The organism is Thermobifida fusca YX, assembly GCF_000012405.1.
In the GTDB taxonomy this organism is placed as follows: Bacteria; Actinomycetota; Actinomycetes; order Streptosporangiales; family Streptosporangiaceae; genus Thermobifida; species Thermobifida fusca.
In genome coordinates this window covers 2,650,972-2,671,424 of sequence record NC_007333.1, presented here as the reverse complement: position 1 = coordinate 2,671,424, position 20,453 = coordinate 2,650,972, and the positions used below count along the sequence as shown (strand labels likewise).

The 20,453-nt window shown below is 67.8% G+C and carries 16 protein-coding genes; 9 read left to right on the top strand and 7 right to left on the bottom strand.

Going from position 1 to position 20,453, the window contains the following annotated elements:
* Positions 1-101 precede the first annotated feature (101 nt).
* Positions 102-620, bottom strand: coding sequence for a hypothetical protein (locus TFU_RS11230; protein ID WP_227480912.1), 519 nt, complete (start codon positions 618-620; stop codon positions 102-104).
* A 256-nt stretch (positions 621-876) separates the two neighbouring features.
* The gene (locus TFU_RS11225; protein ID WP_011292689.1) at positions 877-2,667 is read right to left on the bottom strand and encodes a VWA domain-containing protein; all 1,791 of its coding nucleotides are present in this window, start codon (positions 2,665-2,667) and stop codon (positions 877-879) included.
* Positions 2,668-3,308: 641 nt separating this feature from the next.
* Between TFU_RS11225 and TFU_RS11220 the strand changes: the two genes are divergently transcribed.
* From TFU_RS11220 to TFU_RS11200, 5 genes are all read left to right on the top strand, one after another.
* Positions 3,309-3,812 (top strand): hypothetical protein, encoded by a 504-nt coding sequence (locus TFU_RS11220; RefSeq protein ID WP_011292688.1) that lies wholly within the window; start codon positions 3,309-3,311, stop codon positions 3,810-3,812.
* A 56-nt stretch (positions 3,813-3,868) separates the two neighbouring features.
* Positions 3,869-4,675, top strand: coding sequence for a TrmH family RNA methyltransferase (locus TFU_RS11215; RefSeq protein WP_011292687.1), 807 nt, complete (start codon positions 3,869-3,871; stop codon positions 4,673-4,675).
* Between the two features lie 200 nt (positions 4,676-4,875).
* Positions 4,876-5,787, top strand: coding sequence for a 2-hydroxyacid dehydrogenase (locus TFU_RS11210; RefSeq protein WP_011292686.1), 912 nt, complete (start codon positions 4,876-4,878; stop codon positions 5,785-5,787).
* Positions 5,788-5,949: 162 nt separating this feature from the next.
* Entirely contained in the window at positions 5,950-7,116 is a 1,167-nt protein-coding gene (locus tag TFU_RS11205) for a C40 family peptidase (RefSeq protein WP_011292685.1), read from the top strand.
* A gap of 534 nt (positions 7,117-7,650) precedes the next feature.
* Positions 7,651-8,670 (top strand): hypothetical protein, encoded by a 1,020-nt coding sequence (locus TFU_RS11200; RefSeq protein ID WP_011292684.1) that lies wholly within the window; start codon positions 7,651-7,653, stop codon positions 8,668-8,670.
* A 60-nt stretch (positions 8,671-8,730) separates the two neighbouring features.
* Here the strand turns inward: TFU_RS11200 and TFU_RS11195 are convergent, their stop codons facing one another.
* Positions 8,731-9,807, bottom strand: coding sequence for a hypothetical protein (locus TFU_RS11195; RefSeq protein ID WP_011292683.1), 1,077 nt, complete (start codon positions 9,805-9,807; stop codon positions 8,731-8,733).
* A gap of 462 nt (positions 9,808-10,269) precedes the next feature.
* Between TFU_RS11195 and TFU_RS11190 the strand changes: the two genes are divergently transcribed.
* Complete coding sequence (locus TFU_RS11190) at positions 10,270-11,307, top strand: NAD(P)-dependent oxidoreductase (RefSeq protein ID WP_104612615.1); 1,038 nt, start codon at positions 10,270-10,272, stop codon at positions 11,305-11,307.
* Positions 11,308-11,678: 371 nt separating this feature from the next.
* On the opposite strand, the gene TFU_RS11180 is transcribed toward TFU_RS11190, so the two are convergent.
* From TFU_RS11180 to TFU_RS11165, 4 genes are all read right to left on the bottom strand, one after another.
* A complete protein-coding gene (locus TFU_RS11180) occupies positions 11,679-12,959 on the bottom strand; it encodes a glycosyltransferase (RefSeq protein ID WP_011292680.1) in 1,281 nt (426 codons plus the stop codon).
* Positions 12,956-13,867, bottom strand: coding sequence for a DMT family transporter (locus tag TFU_RS11175; RefSeq protein WP_011292679.1), 912 nt, complete (start codon positions 13,865-13,867; stop codon positions 12,956-12,958). The genes TFU_RS11180 and TFU_RS11175 overlap by 4 nt, the downstream gene beginning before the upstream one ends.
* A gap of 276 nt (positions 13,868-14,143) precedes the next feature.
* Positions 14,144-15,622, bottom strand: a complete 1,479-nt coding sequence (locus tag TFU_RS11170) for a fused MFS/spermidine synthase (RefSeq protein ID WP_011292678.1) — start codon at positions 15,620-15,622, stop codon at positions 14,144-14,146.
* Positions 15,623-15,657: 35 nt separating this feature from the next.
* The gene (locus tag TFU_RS11165; RefSeq protein WP_011292677.1) at positions 15,658-16,602 is read right to left on the bottom strand and encodes a LysR family transcriptional regulator; all 945 of its coding nucleotides are present in this window, start codon (positions 16,600-16,602) and stop codon (positions 15,658-15,660) included.
* Positions 16,603-16,740: 138 nt separating this feature from the next.
* Between TFU_RS11165 and TFU_RS11160 the strand changes: the two genes are divergently transcribed.
* From TFU_RS11160 to TFU_RS11150, 3 genes are all read left to right on the top strand, one after another.
* Positions 16,741-18,033 (top strand): pyridoxal phosphate-dependent aminotransferase, encoded by a 1,293-nt coding sequence (locus TFU_RS11160; RefSeq protein ID WP_011292676.1) that lies wholly within the window; start codon positions 16,741-16,743, stop codon positions 18,031-18,033.
* Between the two features lie 492 nt (positions 18,034-18,525).
* Positions 18,526-18,771, top strand: a complete 246-nt coding sequence (locus TFU_RS11155) for a DUF6457 domain-containing protein (RefSeq protein ID WP_011292675.1) — start codon at positions 18,526-18,528, stop codon at positions 18,769-18,771.
* A gap of 192 nt (positions 18,772-18,963) precedes the next feature.
* On the top strand, positions 18,964-20,436 hold the full coding sequence (locus TFU_RS11150; protein ID WP_011292674.1) for an alanine/glycine:cation symporter family protein: 1,473 nt from the start codon (positions 18,964-18,966) through the stop codon (positions 20,434-20,436).
* The last annotated feature ends 17 nt before the right edge of the window (positions 20,437-20,453 follow it).

The window sequence follows — 20,453 nt, the reverse complement described above, 5'->3', positions numbered from 1 at the left end:
ACAGACTAAGGGCTCTTCGCCCCTGACGGGACCACAAGGCCCCGCTCCTCGCGAGACGGGAAAACGTCCGATCAGCACACGAAGGCGGGGCACGCTGCTGCTTAGGGGCGGGGAAGCCCGGCGGGTGACAGTTGCGGGTGTTCGTGGCGCGGGCTGGGCAGCCAGTCGCCGCGCAGCCGCTTCACGTCGATCGCCCCCGGACATTCGGCTGTGGCGCCGGGAACCTGGGAGTGCCCGAAATGTCCGCCGAGGGCCCACCAGTGTTCCTGGACTGCGGGGTTGGGGGGTGTGCCGGGGTGGGGAGGGCCCGCCGGCCAGAACCGGGGAATCCCCCAAGAGTCCAGCCACGTGAGGATGGCGTCGAGACCGTTGAGCGGTCCGTCAGTGAACGGTGTTGTGGAGCGGGCGACGACCTGGATGACGATGCAGACGCGTCCTTCCGCGGCCCGGTCGATCCGGTTGTCGGGAGTGAGCTGGCCTGTCGCGGCCATAGTGGCGGGAAGGAGCTGCACGACGTCGCCGTTCACCGGGTTCCACACCAAGTGCGCGGCACGGCCGGCTTTCTCAAGGTCGTGTGCGGCTGTGGATGCGGAGCACTGGCCGGGGTCGGATTCGTTCACGCACCACACGGCACGCGGTGCGCCGCCTCCGGGGCGTCCTCCGCGGAAGCTGCTGGTCACTCGTCCTGCTGCGGGCATCCAAGCGTTGGCCATGGCGGCCGCCTCTCAGTGAGTCCACGTATTCCACACCACATCACTGCGTATGCGAATACGTGCGACAAGTCCAGAAAAGGTATCTCCCCGGACAGCAGGGTCTATCCGTCCGGTCACCTTCAATTGCTGAAAGTGACCGGACGGATACGGGAATGCGGCAGGTTTACTCTTCCTCTTCGTCGGCCGAGGTGCCGGAGATGCGGAGCGCGAAGGCACTGAGGAAGATCTCGCCGATCTCCGTGGGGTCCTCTGTGGTGTAGGCGGCGCCGCGGGTGACTTCGGCGATCCGCTCAAGGGGTTCGGGGTCCACGTCGGGGCCGAAGGAGATGGCGATGATGCTCACCGGACGGTCCGGCTGGTAGGCCTCGCCCAGTTCTTTCAGGAGTTCTTCCAGGGTGATGCTGTCGTAGTCGTCGTTGTTGCCGTCGGTGAGGACCAGCAGGGTGTTGACGCGGTCCGGTGCGTAGGTCTCCGTCAGCTCCTGGTAGGCGGCCAGGATCGTGTCGTACAGTCCGGTGTCCCCGTCGGGCTTGGGGGCCAACTGGGCGAGGGCCGCGGTCAGCGTTTCGTGCTGGGTGGCGCCGTTGACGTCGGTGTCCAGCGGGCGGATGGGGACGAGTTCCCGGTAGTCGCGGCCTTCGTCAAGGTCGACGGAGAACTCCCACAGGCCCACTTCGGCGTTGCCGGGGAACAAGGTGAGGCCTTGCGTGGCTGCCATGGTGGTGACCTGCATCCGGGTGAGTCCGGTGCCGGGCACGAGTTCGGCCATGGAACCGGAGATGTCGATCACGGTGAGCAGGCGGGTGCCGAGTTTGAGCTGGTTCCAGGCTTGGATGAGGGATTTGGCGGCTTGTTCGCCGGGGGCAGGGAGTTCACCGGGGTGTTCGGGGCGGAAACCGTGCTCCTCGGTGAGGACAGCGGGGTCGATGGAGTCGTCCGCGGAGCGGAATCCGTCAGCGCGGATGACTTCCTGAGCGGTCCTGCTGGTGAGGAAGGCGCGGAAGTCTTCTGCGGCCAGTTGCACTTCGGGGTCGTTGGTGCGCAGCACGTAGGGGTAGTCCAGGGTGTAGGTGCCGTCCTCGGGGTAGATGACGTAGACCGTGGAGCCGGTGCGGGTGCTGTGGCGCCAGGCGGCCTGTTCGCTGAGGACCAGCAGGGGCGCTGCGCTTTCCCCGTCGGCGGCTTCGCTGAGCAGGGTGAAGGCGGCTTCCTCATCGGGGGCGATCGATTTCTGCAGGTTCTGCAGGGCGGCGATGAACCGGGTCTGGGCGCCTTCCTCGCGGTTGACCATGTTGCTGACGAGCGCGAGCGTGGCGAGCCCGGCGGAGCTGTGGACCGGGTCGATCACGTGGACCTGGTAGGGAGCCGTCTCCTGGCTGGAGATCGCCTCGGTGGGGACCAGGTCGCTCCAGGACAGCGGTGCGTCCTCGGATTCGGCGTCGCTGACGGCATCCTTGGTGGTCACGAGGACGAGGGGAGAGCGGGCCACGGATGTGCCGGTGCTGACGATGGTGTCGTCGTCTCCCGCGTCGCGTTGCACGGTTTTGACCCACAGGGTGGAGTCGGGAATCCACACCTGGGAGTCGGTGCCGCCCATGGTCGGTCCGGCGCCGGTGATGCTGTAGGCGACGTCGGCCGAGTCGGCGCCGCGGACTTCCACGGTGACGCACCGGTCTTTAGCGGTGTCGCTGGCGTTGAAGTCTTCGGCTAGCCGGGTGAGGACCGGGGCGATCTCTGGAGCCGCGGCGACGTGGAGGGAACGGGAGGAGCTGGTGCAGCCGAAACGGCCGTCCAGCACGAAGTAGCCGGTGACCCCGAGGCCGATGAGGAGAGCGAGTGCCGCGGCGAACGCGGCGAGGGCACGCCCGGTGCCGCGGCGACGCCGCCGCCGGTTCGCGCGGCGGCGAGAATCGAGGGCGTAGTCGTCTACGTTGCTTCCGCGATGGCGTCCCAAGGTGACCTCACGGGGTTTGTTACCAACAGGTTTAAGGAGGAACGGTACTCAAGGTGACGATGGGGGCAAAGGGGAAGTGAGGTGCAGTGATGTTGCACAAGGGAGGAAAAGTCCGTGAATCCCGGTAGTTTGCACCCGTTTTCGGGTATCCGTAACTAATTCGTTGCTTTTCAGAGACATGCAAGCAAGCGCCGAGAATGTTGCCAAAGTGTGATTATTGGGGAGAGGGAGACGGGAGAAACAGCACGATCCGTGCTCGCTGTGACCTTGATCTCGGCCGAGACGGGAAGTGAGCGCAGAGGATCTCTTCTGGCCAGGATATGAATCCCGTTGCCGCGCGGCGGAACACCGCCGTCGGCCTCTTCCACAGGCCGCCCACCGTCCGTAGCCGGAACTCTGGTTTTCGGGCTACGGTGAGGAGACGGCAGGGGTGCCGCCGTACGCAAGGCGGGCTAGGATGACGAACCGCTCGCGCCAGGTGATTTCTGGGGTTCGCGCTGGATGCGCACGGACGGGGAAGGGTACGGGGGCGCCACGACCCGCCCCGCCGATCCAGCAGCGGTGGGGGTCGCGAGACGAAACGGCTGCGGTCCTGGGGCTCACCGCAGTCATCGAATCGCTCGACTTCTAAGAGGATGGCCATGTCCAAGCTGGGCGTTCGTGGAAACTCCCTCACAACAGTCGGCACCGCGGTACTCGGCTCGCTCTGTCTGGGTGGAGCGGTCGTCTACACCGCCGTGGTGGGAGCATCCTTCGCCGCGGAGTCCGGGATCCGGACCGAAGCGGCCGCCCAGACGATGAGCGGGCTTTCCGAGCTTCCGGAACCGCCCGTGGCGACCCTGGAAGTCCGGGTGGACGACGGCGAGGAGATCTACGAGCAGCAGCTCCACTGCTCCGGGGACCCCCTCACCGACCCGGAGGCCTGCGCCCAGCTCGCCGCCAACAGTGAAGAGGACGACAAGGCAGGACCTTTTGAAGAGGTCGCCCCGGGAGCGATCTGCGCCGACACCGTCTACGGCCCGGAGACCGCTGTGATCAGCGGCGTCTGGAACGGGGTGGCCATCGACACCGAGGTGACCCGCGTCGACTCCTGCGAAGAGGCCCGCTGGCAGCGCCTCAAACCGCTTGTGGAACCGCAGGAATAGCAAGCCGGGACCTTCTCGTCTCCGCCAAGCCCTCGCAAGCCGACCACAATGGGTCTGTGAACGTCATCGAAGTAGCCGACCCGGCCGATGAGCGGCTAGCCGACTATGTGCGGCTGCGCGATACGAACCTGCGCCGCAGCCTGGAGGCGAAGCACGGGCTGTTCCTCGCCGAAGGCGAGAAAGTAGTGCGCCGAGCCCTGCGCGCCGGATACCAGCCCCGGTCGCTGCTGCTCACCCGCCGTCGCCGCCGGGTGCTCGACGATGTGCTCGACACCTTCCAGGCACCGGTGTACGTGGTCGACGACGCGGTCGCCGAGCAGCTGGTCGGTTTCCACATCCACCGCGGGATTCTCGCCTCTTTCCACCGCAAGCCGCTCCCTACGGTGCCCGAGGTCGTTGCGTCCGCGCGCCGCATCGTGGTCCTTGAAGACATCGTCGACCACACCAATGTGGGGGCTATCTTCCGCAGCGCTGCCGGATTGGGGGTGGACGCAGCGGTGCTCGCCCCACGCTGCGCGGATCCGCTGTACCGGCGGGCCGTCAAAGTATCGATGGGCGCGGTCTTCACCCTCCCCTATGCGCGGCTCACCGACTGGGCCAGCGGACTGGAAGACCTGCGGCGGTCCGGGTTCACCCTGGTGGCGCTCACCCCGGCCGCGGACGCGGTGCCGCTGCCGGAAGCGGTACACCGCGACGGCAAGTACGCCTTGCTTTTCGGCTCGGAAGGGGACGGGCTGTCCAGCCGGTGGCTCGACCAAGCCGACGTCCGGGCCCGTATCCCCATGGCTGTCCGCGATGTGGACTCCCTCAACGTCACCGCTGCCGCGGCGATCGCCTGCTACGAGTTGATGCGTTCCGCGTGAGGGCAGGTTTTCGGGACACCGTATCCCTGATAGCAGGACTGCTCGTGCGGGTAGTAACAAAGAGTAGGAAAGCCGCCACGGTGCGGAAGATTCGCGGGTAGACGCCCGAGAACGACCGCAAGCAGGGACAGGAGCCCTGCTAGTGTCGATAAGCCGTGGACTGGCGCAAACAGGGACTACCGCGACATAGAGGAGCAGGGGTGGACGGGCGAATCCTGGTGCCCTGGGAGCAGAACCGGGACAATGCCCCGGCCTCGTTGACCGTGGAGGTCTTCGACGGCCACGGCGATCCCCCGCCGGACGTCCTCGACGACGTCGTCTTCTACGTCGTCCCCTACGGTCGCGACCAGCGTGTGGACCTCATCCCGCGGATGCCCCGACTGCGCGCGGTCCAACTGCTGACCGCGGGCTACGAACACGCCCTGCCGTACCTGCCCGCCGGGGTGCGGCTGTACAACGGGCGCGGACTCCACGATGCGAGCACCGCCGAACACGCGGTGGCGCTCATCCTCGCGGCCCAGCGGGACCTGTTCCGCTGGGCGGAAGACCAGCGGAGCCACGTGTGGCAGCCGCACTACACGCGCTCCCTCGCGGACTCTCGAGTGCTCATCGTGGGATACGGCAGTATCGGCGCGGCCATCGAGGAGCGGCTGCGGCCTTTCGGAGTGACCGTGGTGCGGTTGGCGCGGCGGGCCCGTCCCGCCGAGCAGGTGCACGGTGTCGACGAGCTCCACCGTCTCCTGCCCACCACGGACATCGTGGTGGTGGTCACCCCGCGCACCCCGGAGACCGAAGGACTGATCGGTGCCGCTGAACTCGCGGCGCTGCCGGACGACGCTCTCGTGGTGAACGTGGGCCGCGGCCCGGTGGTCGACACTGAGGCGCTGCTGGCTGAGCGCGGGCGGATCCGTGCCGCGTTGGATGTCACCGACCCGGAACCGCTCCCGCCCGACCACCCGCTGTGGGACGCTCCGGGCGTGCTCATCACCCCGCACGTGGCGGGGGGATCCGCTGCCTTCTACCCCCGTGCCCGGAGGTTCGTCGATGAGCAACTGCAGCGCTGGGCAGCAGGCGAGCCGCTCGTCAACGAGGTCGCCCAGGGCTCCGGGTGAGCGGCCCGGAAATCCCCTTCGTTGACTCTGCGAGATGTGTCGTTTACATACCGTTTGTTGTGATGGCTTGAAACGATTTCCTTCTGCCCGCATCCTGGTACGGAACAACAGACACAACCCGTATATCCGAAAGGCACAAGTGTGTCGGCACGGCGACGGCTGATGGCTGGTACGAGCACCACCGCGGTGTTCGTCGCAGCTCTCGGTGCTTTGAGCTCCCCTGCATGGGCTGAGCCTCATCCTGATGTGGCGGACCGGCCCCCCGTCACCGCTCCGTTCTCCCCCCGAGCAGCCACTCCTTCGGGATCCGGCACCTATCCTTCCCCTCCTGTCGCCGACGCGGACCGGCTCGAGCGCACGATCCGGGTCGCGCCGTTCGACGAACCGCGCTCTCGGGAGTACTTCGCGGTCTCCGCTGTGTCTCTGGACCGCGAACTCATCGACAAGGTCCGAGAGATCGACGGGGTACGGTCTGTCGAAGTGGTGGATGCCGCACGGATCAAGGTCGACGGCGTGACCATGTCCGTACTGGGCGTGAACCCCTCCACTTTCCGCAACTATGCTCCGCTCCCTTCCGCCAAGTCCGACGAGATCTGGCAGGGCATCGCTGAAGGGCGGATCGCGCTTTCCAACGACGCGGGCACCCAGCGGGACCTGAAACTGGGCAGCACGGTGGCCATGGCCGGTGCGCAGGGGACGGTGGACAAGGAAGTGTGGACCCACGCCACCTCGGGGGTGGCTGGGATCGACGCGCTCATCTCCCGTGCCTCTGCCGCGGAACTGGGATTCCCTCGGGGGAACGGGCTGATCGTATCGGCCCCCGGCGCAGACTTGTGGCAGCTCCGCGAGGATTTGAGGAAGGTCCTCGGCTCGGACATCAGCCTGCAGGTGCTGGCTGAGGAGGATCCCGGACCGCGGAGGTACGACGCGGAAGGGGTCCCGGTCAGCGAAGAGGTCATCGAGAGGATGATCGCTGCGGCCGAGAGTCAGTTGGGTGTGCCCTACGTGTGGGGCGGCACCACTCCGGGGAAGGGTTTTGACTGCTCTGGCCTGGTGCAGTGGGCTTTCCGCCAGGCAGGGGTGGAGATCCCCCGCGTCACCCACGACCAGTGGTGGACGGGTGAGCACCTCGACTACTCCGAGGCCCGCCGCGGTGACCTGCTCTTTTGGCGCACTGACCCGACAGCTCCCGACTACATCTCCCACGTAGCGATCTACTTGGGGAACGGGAAGATGCTGGAGGCGCCGCGGACCGGCGACGTTGTCAAGATCACCGACGTCCGTTTGGACAAGATGGCCGGAGTGGTCCGCGTCCACGTGGCTGAGTAGCGGGAAGAGACGCGAACAAGAAACGGGGAAGGGGACCACGCCGCGCCGGCATGGTCCCCTTCGTCCTCCTGCCGAAGGCAACCGGGAGGGGAAGGCTGGCTCGGCAGGAGGGGAGGCAGGGAACTCTCATCGGGGAGGGGGCGTCCAATGAGGTCGTCCCTGCGAAGTATGCGGTTGGCTGGTTGTGGTCTTCGGTGTGGACAGTGCTCGTGACGCTCAGGCCAAGCGCAAACATAAGGTGCGCATCACCTTTTGGCAAGAGCGTCACAGAACGCCGTCACCAATCCCAAAATAGCGGAAACCGTAGTGTCCCACAGGCAATACTCGGGAATTTCTCCGAGTGAACCGAGACAGGCCGCGCAGCACCGGGCTGCGGACGCCCGAGCTGGTAGAAGGGAAAGCGGTATCCCGGCAGTTTCCGTCCGTAACCGCGTAGAAGCGCATTAGAAGCGACTCAAGATCACCATTGCTACTTTTATAGAAAAATGGGGTTTTCCGGTGCGGGGATATCGACGAGGCAGGGAGGATGACCGGATGTCTCCAACGGAGCGGGGACCCCAGACGCCTGCCGCGGCAGCAGACACGAAGAGCGGGGCCCGGGAGGACCACCCGCACCGCGCTCCCGCCGTGCCCCGCGGGAACAGCAAGGCGCTCGCAATCCTCCTGCACGGCCTCATCGACGACGGCGGCCTGTTCCCGCCCGCGCCCCTGCCGATGCGCCAGGCCGTGGAGAGGTACCGGGCGGATCGGACCGTCGGGCACCCCATGCACACCGGGCGGCTGCTGTGCCCCAGAAAAGCGCTCCCCGAGCTGTATGCTCACCTCGGCGCTGACGAACAGATCGCCGTGGGACTGGTCGAAGAACAGGTGGAGGAGATCGCCCACGCAGCCCCGGTCGATCCGCGGGTGCACATCACCCACTACGAGATCCGCGCCTCCTGGTCCGAAGTAGGCAAAACCGTCCGCTATCTGCGCGCGATGACCTTCCCCACGGCGGGCAGGCGACGGCTCTGGGGCCGCAGGGCCCGCACGGGTGGAGAGGCAGCCCACGTCCGGCCGATCTTCATCGAGTTCGACCGGAGCAGGGAAGGGCTGGACAGCATCGCTGGACTAGCCGGAGTGCCCCATGCGGGGGCGCGGCTCCGCTGCAGTGGCGCAACCGAGGACGACTTCCCGCGTCCCGAAGAGGTGGCCGAGTTCCTCGTCAGATGCTTCGACCACGATGTTCCGTTCCGGTTGAGCGCCGGCCCGCACCACGCGGTCCGACACACCGACCCGCTCAGCGGGTTCGTCCACCTCGGCTACCTCAACCTGCTCGCTGGTGCCGCGGTGGCCGCACACGGCGGCGGCCCCAACAAAGTGCTCCGCGCCCTGGTCATCACCGATCTGCAACGCCTACTCGAGCGGATCTACGCCATCGGTGAGGAGACTGCGCTCCGCATCCGGGAACTGTTCCGCGGATATGGAGCACGCAGCACCCGGGATCCGGTGGTGGAGGCCGAACAGCTCGGCCTGGTCACCCCGCCCGCGGCAGGGGCAGGCTGGACGGCCTGAACACAACACGGCTGCGGACAGGCGCACTGACCTGCCCGCAGCGATACGGTCCCGCAAGGTTCAGGAGGAGAGCACCAGCGGCAGCAAGGAGCTCACGATTGGCAGGCCCTCCTTAGCGGACTGGCCTGCGTCGACGCTGGCGCGGTCGACAGAATTCTCCGAAGCAGCGGGGGAAGGAGATGCCGGGGCCGAATCGAACTCCCGCTGCTGACCAGAGTCCGAGGAGTCTTCGGCTAGCCCGGCGCACTGCGCGACGGCGGCCTGGTTGGCGGGTGTGGGCACCAGCGCCCACAGCCCGGAGTTCCAGCTTGCACTCCCCCAGGGGCCGCTGACCTTGCCCTCGGTGGGGAACTCTTCAGAGGACTTTCCCGCCTCCTCGCTCAGGCAGGTGAGGAATTCCACCTCTGGGGAGTTCGCGAAGGAGGAAGGGTAGAGCGGGGCGTCGGCAGGTGCAGGGAGAAGGCGCGGCTGTCCCTCCTCGGACTCCTGCGCGGCATCAGGCTCTGCGGTGCTGGCCGAGGCCATAAGCCAGGAACGTTCCGCTGCGGAGCCCGGAACAAAGTCAGCCACCGACTCTCGGGCTTCGTGGCGAACGGACAGGTTGGACTCCGCGTCCTCGCGCGGTCGGATTCCTCGCGCGACCCGCAAGAGTTCGTCGGTGGACCACCGCGCGGGGTGCAGGAACACGGAGAGGATCACATCCTGGCCGTCCACCCAGAACACCGTGCCGTCAGCGGCGGAGAGGTATGCCGGCTGCCCGTTGACCGTGGTCCAGCGCAGCGCCGTGAGCTCGCTGTAGTAGGTGTCGCGGACCTCGGCCAGGGTGAGGGGCTTGGCGGGGCGGCGTACGTGGACCGACCCGTAGACCGTGTCGTTGTTGACCCACGTGACGCTGGAGGACCGCTCCTCGTTTTTGCGGGAGCTCTCCCAGCGGGAAGAGTAGTTGGCGAGTTCAGACGGCAGGTAGGTCACCTCGTAGCCGTCGATCAGGTAGACCGCTGTGGGGCTCTGGTGGATGGCCGGGGCAGCCAGAACCTCGGTGTCGGTGGTCGCCGCTAAAGCGGGGAAGCTGAGCGCCGCTACGGAGGCGGCAACCGCACCCGCAAACAGGCTCCACCGGCTGTGGAGTTGACGCATTGTGCACCTTTCGCTGATTGGCTGTAGCGGAAAACTGGGTGACAACAGGAAAGGGGGCGTCTGGGAGATGGGAGACACCGCCGACCCCTAAATTCTCACGGAAGGCAATGGAACAGTTGCTAAAAGTGTTCGCTGTGGTGGGGGAAGGGGGAGCGATTTGAAAGGTGTGGCAGGAAAAGAGGCGCCGATCCGTGACCACCGGGCCCGTACCGCCGTGATTTGAACGGCAGCAGGGCCGCAGACGGTGTCGAAACGTCACGGAGAGCAGGCGGGGGTCCGGCGTTTCTGGGGTGAAGGGGACATCAAGTCTGCGGCTAAGCGTGCCGCAGCCCGGCAGAGCCACTACGGCACGCGCAACGGGTGCCGCGGAAAACCGGAGGGCACGCTAGTACCCCTGGGCAGCAAAAGGTAATTTTTTGAATATTGACCGTTCTTTGGTCCCGTTGCCCAGTGGAGGTGGCCGTGACCACTCCCTCCGTCGTCATCACGGATACCGGAGCCCACGATCCGGGACCCGCGGTGCGACTCCTCGCCGAAGCCGGCTTCCGGACCCGGGTCCTGGAAACCCGGGACCCCGAACGTGTCGCCGCTGAAGCCGTGGGGGCGGTCGCCCTCATCGTCCACCACACTCGGGTCGACGCCGCGCTGTTAGACGCGCTCCCCACCCTGCGCCTGATCCTCACCACCGACCCGCACGGCTCGGGGATCGACGTCGCTGAGGCGGAACGCCGTGGACTCTGGGTCTGCCTGCCCCCGCGCCGGGAGAGCGCCGCCCAGGCCGCTGCCCGGGCCCTCAGCATGGCGCTGGCGCAGCTCCGCAGGATCGCCGCGGAACGCCTCACCTGTTTCCGTCCCGCACCGCGCGCCTGCGACCTCACCCTGGGGCTCATCGGCATGGAATCGGCGGCCACCGAGTTCGCCAACCTCGCCCTGCCCCTGTTCCGCCGCGTGGTCGGCACCGGAGCGCAGTGGTGCCGCTGGCCTCACGGCGTTGTCCAAACCGACCTCTACGAGCTGCTCGCCACGGCCGACATCGTCTCCCTCCACCTGCCGGCGACTCCTGCAACCCGCAGCCTCATCGGTGCGCACACCCTGCCCCGCATGCGGCCCGGTGCCATCCTCATCAACCTGGCCAGCCCGGACCTGGTAGACCGGGACGCGCTGCTGACCGCACTCGACACCGGCATGCTGGCCGGCTACTCCGCCGGCTACGCGCTGGCCGAAACCGGCCACTTCCACGAAAGCTGCGCGCTGCGCCACCACCCTTCCGTCGTGTTCTCCCCGGAGCAGCCCGGACCGACCGGAGACCAGTTGTGCGCGCTGGCCCGACACGTCATCGCCTGGCGCGACCGCGGTTTTCCCTTCACGACAGGGGCCAATCCGCTGCCCCTGGCCGCATCCCCGCTTCACGCCCCCTGTTCCCGCTCCCGGTTCAGGACGACAGGCCCTGACGGCAGGTCCGCCACGTCTATGGCCGGGGAGGCGTCTGCGCTCCGGTGACGCATCCGGTTCAGTCTCCGCCGGAGCCGACGAGCGACGTGGAGTGCGCGGTCCCGGCTCTCCCGTGTCTCCCACCAGCGTGAATACGCCTCGATACGGGCTTGGCGTAGTTCGGCGAGTTCGGCTTCCATCCGCATCAGCCGCGACTGCAGATCAGCGTGCTCGCGCGCCCGGACCTCCAACGCACGGTTGCAGGTCTCGACCTGGAGTTCGGCGCGGCTGATCTCAGCAAGCAGCTCGTCTACCGTGCCGTCCCGCCGAATGCGACTTTTCCTGACGAACCACACGTGTGGGTGGCTAACCGCCTCCACGGGGCATGCAACGGGCTGCGTGGCAAAGAGTGCGGAAAAGCCCCACCGGAGTGCTGAAGGTTACGCGGCAACCGTGGTATCCCGCTGCCGCGCTGCCGGAGAAGCAGACCGCGACAGTGTCCAGGAGCGAGGACGGACCTCCGTGTAGATCTGTTCGAAACGATCCAGCGAACGGTGGTGGTCGTGGGTTTGGGCGATGTCCCGGCTTGCCCTGCCCATGGCGGTACGGCGGTCCGGCGACTCGAGGACGTCCAGCAGCCGCTGGGCCAGCTGCGCGACATCCCCCGGCGGATACAGGTAGCCGTTGCGGCCGGGGCGTACAAGATGGGGGAGGGCCAACGCGTCGGCCGCGACCACCGGCAGCCCGGTCGACATGGCCTCCAGCGTGGCGATGCTCTGCAGTTCGGCCACGCTGCCGATCACGAACAGGTCCGCGGCCACGTAGACGAGTGGCAGGTCGTCGTCCGGGACGAAACCGAGGAAGTGGACCCGCTCCGCCACGCCGAGGGAACGGGCCAGCCGTTCAAGCTCTTCACGGCGCTGACCAGTGCCCGCGAGGACCAACTGCACATCACGGTGGCGCAGCAGGACAGGCAGGGCCCGGATAGATTCGTCGATCCGCTTCTCTTCGTCCAGTCGGCCCACAAACACCATGGTCTCCCGGTCGGGGAGTCCGAAATGGGCTCGGGCCTGGGCGCGGTCCTGCGGCCGCGGCCGGAACCGGTCCAGGTCGATACCGCAGGACACCGCCTCCACCGTGCGGGTGAACCCTTTGCTTGCCAAGAGTTCCGCGGCCCGCTGCGTGGGCGTGGTGACATAGTCGGCGGTCCGCGCCACCCGGATCATGTCCTGCCAGGCCAGGGAGCCCACGACCCCGTGCAGGCGGGGCGGGATGTGGGCGTGTGCGAACAGGTTGTCTGGCATGAAGTGGTTGGTCAGCACCACGGGCACGCCAGCCATCCGGCCACAGCGCAGCGCTGTGCGGCTGATCGTGAAGTGGCTTTGCACGTGCACGACGTGCGGGGCGAGCCGGTCAACGATCCGGGCGATGTGACCGGTGAGTCCGAGCGGCAGCGCGGTGCGCATCGTGGGATGGACCAGCACCGGAACTGAGCGCATCCGGTGCAGCACCACTCCGTCCTGCACCTCGACCCGAGGCGGCCCGGACGCCGAGGCGCACACCACGTGCACGTCGTGGCCGCGCTCCGCCAGTCCGGTAGCCAGCCGGTAGGTGAAGTACGACGCCCCGTTGACATCCGGGGGATAAGTGTCGGTGGCGATGAGAATGCGCAGCCGCATAGTACTGCCGGTGCGGTGGGCAGCCTGGTGCGTGGATGTCATGGCGAATCTCCTGGCGTGGTGCGAACAACGTTGCTGGGAGACGAAGCGGTGCCGGGGTGTGCCGCTTCCGGATTGCGGTGCTTGGCGCGGGCCAGCACGGTGGTTCCGGCGATCGCTAGCAGTGCCGCGCCTGCGGCGAGCGCCTGTTCCAGCGGACCGGTGGGCACGTGCTCGCCAAGCACCAGCACGCCGATTCCCGCGCCGACGACCGGGTCGACGACGAGGAGCGTGGCGTAGGCTGCGGCAAAGTGCCCGGTCCGGTAGGCGTTCTGCTGCAGGAGTCCACCGAAGACCGCGACGGCCCCGGCCAGCACGGTGAGCCAGCTGAAGACCGCGGCGAGGTCGGCGACGGCCTGCACGGCGATGACGCGGGCCAGAGCCGAGGTCGTGCCGAGCGCGGCACCCCCGAAAGCCGCCAGCAGGATGGCGCGTGCCCCCGCGGGCAGCCAGGGCGCGACGAGGTATCCCACGCCGCCCGCGGCGACGACTCCGCTCGCCAGCGTCACAGCGGCGGAGAGGGGCAGCATGGGGGAGTCCGCGCCGTGCGGGAACAGCGTGATGATCCCGACCAGCCCGACCATGACAGCCACTCCGGCCAGGAGCTGGCTTGCCCGTACCCGCTGTCGGCTGAACAGTGCGGACAGCACGATGGCGAACAGCAGTCCGGAGACGCCGATCGGCTGGATGATGGTCAACGGGGCCGCGCTCAACGCCGCGAGATGCAGGCCGACCCCGACCGCTGCGGCCAGCGCCCCGAGAAGCCAGCGGGGACGGCGCACCAGGTGCCATAGGAAACTGATCCGGGCCACGCTGCCGCCCGGAGCGCGGATCGCATCGCGCTCCTGCAGGGCAGAGCCCAGGGCCAGGCAGAACGCCCCCACCAGCGCGAGAACAACAGCCCAGATCACCCGGGATCCTTCCCCGCAGTGGCCCAGGTGTCCGCGATGTCGGTCACGGCAGTCCTCCCCCGGGTTTTGCGATCACAGGGTTGCGTGGCCTCCACGCTACGAGCGGTGGTGTTCCCCCGGCGATAGGGAGAACACCTCACTTCGGCGTAGTGGCAGCCCTACCCCGCTCTGGGGGTTTACGCCCCTTGCGCTCACAGATATCCGGTGTTCGGGTGGCGGAGAAGAAGAGGGAGGGTTCCGGAACGGAAATATTGGCCAAATTCCGTGGCCGTCCGCCTACAGGTAAGGCGTGAGCAACTGGTCCACGGGGGCGTAGTCGTCGGTGAGGACCGGGCCTCGGGAGCTGAGGCGGGCAAGGTGCCCCGGGGCGACCAGGCTTCCCGGCACGGGGGTGCCTGCCAAGGCCGCCGCCAGCGCGTCGGTGTCGAAGGGCGTGTCGCTGGCGAGGAGCACGTGGTTGCCGCCGGCGGGAGAGCCCCACGTGCCGTGTTCCACGATCAATACGAGGTGGGAGAAGACTTGGCTGAGGGTGGCGGCTTGGGCGGCGAGGAAGTCGCGGTCTCCCCGGTCGATGACGTTGACGGCGTACCACCCGCTGGGGCGGAGCACCCGGTGCACCTGCTCGGCGAACTCGAGGGTGGTGAGATGCCAGGGCACGCTCAGTCCGCTGAACGCGTCCCCGAGGACCAGGTCGTAGCTGCGGGAGGGGAGTGCCACGATCGAGGTGCGGGCATCGCCTGTGACGACGGCCAGGTCTGCGCCGGTGCGCAGCCCTAGTTCTGTGCGGGCCAGTTCTGCCACGGCCGGATCGATCTCCAGGACCAGGCTGGTCGACCCGGGACGGACCGCGGCCAGCCAGCGCGGCATGGTGGAGGCACCGCCGCCCACATGCAGGCTGTCCACCGGGCCCGCGGGGAGCTGGGTGTCCACCGCGGCGCCGAACCACTGCGTGTAGCCGAACTCCAGGTGGGTGGGGTCGGCCAGGTCGACGTAGCTGTGGCGCAGGTCGTCCAAGTACAGCACTCGGCCGTGCGGGCGGTGCGGGTCCGCTGTCACGCGGGCGCAGTAGTAGGCGGTCTCCGCCGTACAGGGGGAGGGCACGCTGACGAGCAGAGTCCCGCTGATCAGGCAGATACCGAGCAGGACGAGGACGTTCCGCGGCCTGCCCGTCCGGGAGAAGAGTGCGCCGCGGACCGCGAACAGCAGTCCTCCCGCTACTGTCGCGCCGCCGCTGAGCAGCAGAATCGTAGACACCGGAAACAGCGCGACGAGGACGTAACCGGTGAGGACTGTGCCCGCGAGCGCCCCCGCAGTGCCCCAGGCGCTCAGCCGGCCTACCACACTGCCGCTTCGTGCCGCGTCCGCCAACTGGGTTTTCACTACGACCGGGGGGACCGCGGACAGCAGGGCGACGGGGACAGCGATCCCGCAGCCCACCAGCAGGAGCGCGGTGAACGGCCCGGCCCCGGCGCAGAGCGGGCCGAGCAGCAGCACAACCGGCCGGGCGAGCAGTGTGGTGCCGCCGCCGAGGAGGAGCAGGACCGCGAGCAGGGGACGGTGCGGACGCCGGTCCGCTGCGGCCCCGCCGAGCCGCGCACCGAGCGCGATCGCGGCGAGGGTGACCCCGATCGCCGCTGTGTAGGTTTCGAGGGTGTCACCGGCATAGGGTGCCACCAGGCGGATGACCGTGACTTCCAGGACTAAGACCACGGCCGAGGAGCAGAACACCACCGCCGCGGCGAAGAACCGGTTCATGGCAGGCAGAGTAGTGGCGCCTGCACTGGCGTGGTTCAGTACACCAGGGCTTCCCCGCGCTCGGTGTTGAGGACGTTGATGATGTCTTGCGCGGCTTTCCGCAGGGCACGCAGGGTGACGTCGATCGCGGGCCGCGGCACGCTGGTGGCGCGGGCGAGCGCGTAGATCCGCCGCACGGGGGCGTTGGGAATCCGGCGGTGCACCAGCCCGGGGTAGGAGGAGCTGAAAGCGAGCGCGGGCACCGCGGCGATACCGAGCCCGCGGGCGACCAGGCTCATGATCGTGCCGATGCCTTCGAACTCCCAGACCGCACCGGGTGAGCCGCCGACGTCGCCGAGCAGCCGGTCGATCGCGCTGCGCGACGGCTCGCCGACCGGGGCCGTCACCCAGGACTCGTCGAGGAGCTCGGCGAAGTCGACCGGGATGGACGGATCAGCCAGGCGGTGCCCTTCCGGCACCGCGAGGACGAGCGGGTCGTGCAGCAGCAGGAAGTAGCGCAAGGTTCCCGCGGCATCGTCCGGGGCGCGTTCCGACCAGTGGTCGACAAGGGAGATGTCGACTTCAGCGGTCTGCACTTGACGGGCGCCACTGCCGTGGGTGGTCTGCCGCAGCACCAGTTGCAGGCCTTCGTAGGTGCGCAGCTCCCGCGCTAGGGACGGGGCGAAAGCCACGGCCGCGGTGGGGAACGCGGTGAGGGTGACCCGTCCTTGGGGCGCCCCGGTCTGCGCGGCCAGCACGGATTCGGCTGCTTCCACCATTGCCAGGATCTGCTCGGCGTGGCCGAGCAGCAGCCGTCCGGCGTCCGTGAGTTCTGCGCTGCGCGCGGTGCGGTCCAGAAGCTGGGTGCCGACTTCGCGTTCCAGGGCCGCCAACTGCTGGGAGATCGCGGACGGAGTGTAGCCGAGGGCGTTGGCGGTGGCCGCGATCGTGCCGTGCACCGCGAATTCGTGGAGGATGTGGAGTCGACGCAGATCGAGCATAAGTTGAGCTTACGCTATCCATCGAAAAGACTCGCTTGCGCTGATGGATGAGGTGAGGCAGGGTGGGGAATCGGGGTCCCCGTCGAGCCCTTTTCCGGGCTGTTCCGCTGGTCATCAACGTATTGGAGCTGGATCTCCATGTCCGTAGCCGTTTCTGCCACGCTCGCCGTCAACGAGGCACTCGCCCGCCGTCGGAGCCAAGGACTTCCCGTCTTACCGCTGGGTTTTGGAGAAGCGGGACTCCCCGTCCACCCCGTGATGCGCGACGCCCTGTCGACGGGGGGTGACCAGAACGGCTACGGGCCGGTCGCGGGGATCCGTGAGCTGCGGGAGGCCGCCGCAGGCTACTGGGAGCGCCGCGGCCTGCCCACTGACCCGGACCTGGTCGTCGCCGGGCCGGGCAGCAAGCCCTTGCTGTATGCGCTGCTGCTCGCTATCGGCGGGGATGTCGCGATCGCCGCCCCGAGCTGGGTGAGCTACGCGGCGCAGAGCCACCTGTCAGGCGGGCAGCCGCTCTTCGTGCCGACCGCTCCGGCACAGGGCGGGGTCCCTGAGCCGGATGCGCTGGCCCAGGCGGTCACCGAGGCCCGGGCTGCGGGCCGGGACATCCGCGCGGTCATCACCACCTGCCCGGACAACCCCACGGGCACCGTGGCGTCCCGCGGCACCGTGCGCCGGCTCACCGAGGTGGCCCAAGAGCTGGACCTCGTCATCATCTCCGACGAGATCTACCGCGACCTGGTGCACGACCCGACCACGGTGGTGCACAGCCCGGCCGAGTTCGCGCCCGAGCGCACCGTCATCACCACCGGGCTGAGCAAGAACCTGGCCCTGGGCGGCTGGCGGATCGGGGTAGCCCGCCTGCCAGACAGCGACACGGGCCGCCATATCCACGCTGCTTTGCTGGGGATCGCCAGCGAGATCTGGTCGAGCCCTTCCGGGCCGGTCCAGCGAGCCGCCGCCTACGCTTTCCAAGAGCCCGCCGAGATCGTCGACCTGGTCGCCCGCAGCCGCCGCTTGCACGGCCTGGTGGCCCGCGCGGTCGCCGAGCGGTTCCGTGCCGCCGGAGTGCCGGTCATCGCCCCCCAGGCCGCGTTCTACCTGTACCCGGACTTCGGCGTCTGGCGGGAATGGCTGGGCGAGGCGCACGGGGTGACGACCGGCCCGGAACTGACCCGCATGCTACTGGACCGCTACGGGATGGGGGTGCTGCCCGCCGTGGAGTTCGGGGAGAGCACGCACGCGCTGCGGGTGCGGGTGGCAACCAGCCTGCTGTACGGGGAGAGCGAGGCGCAGCGGTACAGCGCCCTGGCGGCAGAGGACCCCACTGCGCTGCCGTGGATCCGGGCCCACCTTGACCGGATCAGCGAGGTGCTCGACGAGGTGCGCCAGGAGCAGCCCGCTGTCGCGGTGCCTGCGATGGCAAGCTGAACCAGGACAAAGACCACGGGCCTGTGGCGCGGGGAGGGTTGACCGGAAGCGGAAGGGAGACGGTCCCGCCCCGCGCCATAGGGCTCAGCGTAACGCTCTTTGCCGCCGCGACGGCCCGCTGGTCGGGCAATGGGGGTTTGAGACTCTCCGGAGCAGGGGAGTTCGGCGCGGAGCGGCACCGGTAGGTGCCCGCTGCCCCGCGAACTTCCCGCCACTGACGTCCTCCGGAGGCGGGCTGGCTTGCCCGCAGTACCCCCGATTCCGCCGGACCAGCGGGCCGTCGCGGCTTTTCTGCTGTCGGTGAGGCATCCCGGATGTCCATTCCGTGGTCCCGGTATTCCTCTGCTGCCCCGGTATCGAGAAGGATGGGTCGGTGTCGACACAAAGGGCGCGACAACTGGAAGCCCGGGGAATGACGGAAAACCGGAGCAGCAGCCGGTCTTGTGCCGCGATGATGGTGGACTGCAGCGCCCGAGGTGGAGAGGAGAAACCGTGACACTCGTCGAGTGGGCCCGACTGGTCTGCGCAGAACTCGAACTCTCGGAGGAGATCGACACCGACGACGTGAACCTCATCCTGGACTTGGCCCGGGACGCAGCACATTCCGTGGCCCGCCCCGCAGCTCCCCTCACCGCTTATCTGCTGGGTATCGCGGTGGGCCGGGGCGCTGATCCGCAGCGCACCGCCCGCCTGCTGAGCGAGCTCGCTCTGGCGCAAACGAAGAAAACAAATAAATAAAGAATTAATCAGTGATCGATGACACAATCCGTACGAAGGGGACGAATCATGCTGGCGAAGTTACAGTTTCGCAAAACCAAATAACCGCACGGAGATGCCGCGTTCTCTGGCCGCCAGCCACCGCGTACGGTCACCCTGCATGACGGGGAGGATGCGGGGATTTCCGTGGCCATCCGGAAAGCGGGTGTAAGTGTGGAAGAAGTGCGATCAATTCTCTCTGCGGTCAACGACGTTATTTGGGGACCGTTCGTTCTGGTCCCGCTCCTGTTCGTCACGGGAATCTTCCTGACTATCCGGCTCGGCGGGCTGCAATTCCGGCTGCTCGGCCACGCGCTGTGGCTCGCTTTTGTGCGCCGCAAGGAGCAGAGCGGCGAAGGCGACATCTCCCACTACCAGGCTCTCAGCACCGCGCTGGCCGCCACCGTGGGTGTGGGCAACATCGCTGGCGCGGCGCTCGCCATCGGCTACGGCGGCCCCGGCGCACTGTTCTGGATGTGGGTGACCGGCCTGCTGGGCATGGCCACCAAGTACAGCGAAGCGCTGCTGGGTGTGAAGTACCGCCGCAGGGACGCCAAAGGCGAGCAAAGCGGTGGCCCCATGTTCTACCTGCGCTACGGGGTCGGCGGCGGCTTCGGTCTCGTCCTCGGCTTCCTCTTCGCCCTGTTCGGCGCGATTGCCGCGTTCGGTATCGGCAACATGACCCAGGCCAACACGGTGGCCGCCCAGTTGGAGAACGTCTGGTCGATCCCCACCTGGCTCACCGGTGCGGCCATGGTCCTCGTCGTGGCCGCGGTGGTGCTGGGCGGCATCAAGAGCATCGGCCGGTTCGCCGCCGGTGTGGTGCCCATCATGATCGTCGCCTACGTCCTCATCGCGGTAACCGTCCTCATCGTGCACGTCACCGAGCTTCCGGCGGCGTTCGCTCTCATCTTCCGGGAGGCGTTCACCGGCGAGGCGGCCACGGGCGGTCTGCTCGGCTCGGCGCTGCTGTTCGCCATCCAGCAGGGTGTGGCCCGCGGCATCTTCTCCAATGAGTCGGGTCTGGGCACCGGTGGTATCGCTGCGGCGGCCGCCAAGACGAAGCAGCCGGTGCGGCAGGCCCTCGTGTCGATGACCCAGACTTTCGTCGACACCATCATCGTGGTGAGCATGACCTGCCTGGTCATCATCGTCACGGGTGCCTGGAGCGAGGCGGAGAAGGACGACGGCTCCCTGATGACCTCCCTGGGCATGGCCGAGGGCTTGGGGAAGATCTCCCCCGCGTTGGCACCGCTCGGCAACTACACCGTGGCGCTCGCGGTGGTGTTCTTCGCCTTCACCACCCTGGTCGGCTGGTGCTACTACGGTGAGCGCTGCATGGAGTACCTGGCTGGCCGGAAAGCGGTGGTGCCGTTCCGCATCGTGTTCACCCTGGTGGTGTTCGTCGGCGCCACCACCGAGCTGAGCACGGTATGGACGTTCAGCGACATGGCCAACGGCCTGATGGCCCTGCCTAACCTGCTGGGGCTTCTCCTGCTCTCGCCGATCGTGGTGGCCGAGACAAAGAAGTACTTCGCCAACCCGCACTGGCGCAACCCTGACCTGATGGAGGGGCCCGACCCGGGCACCGCGGAGCCGCCCGAACGGAGCCCGCAAGGGGACAATCCCCCCACCCCCACCCGGTAACGGATCGCTACCCGTCA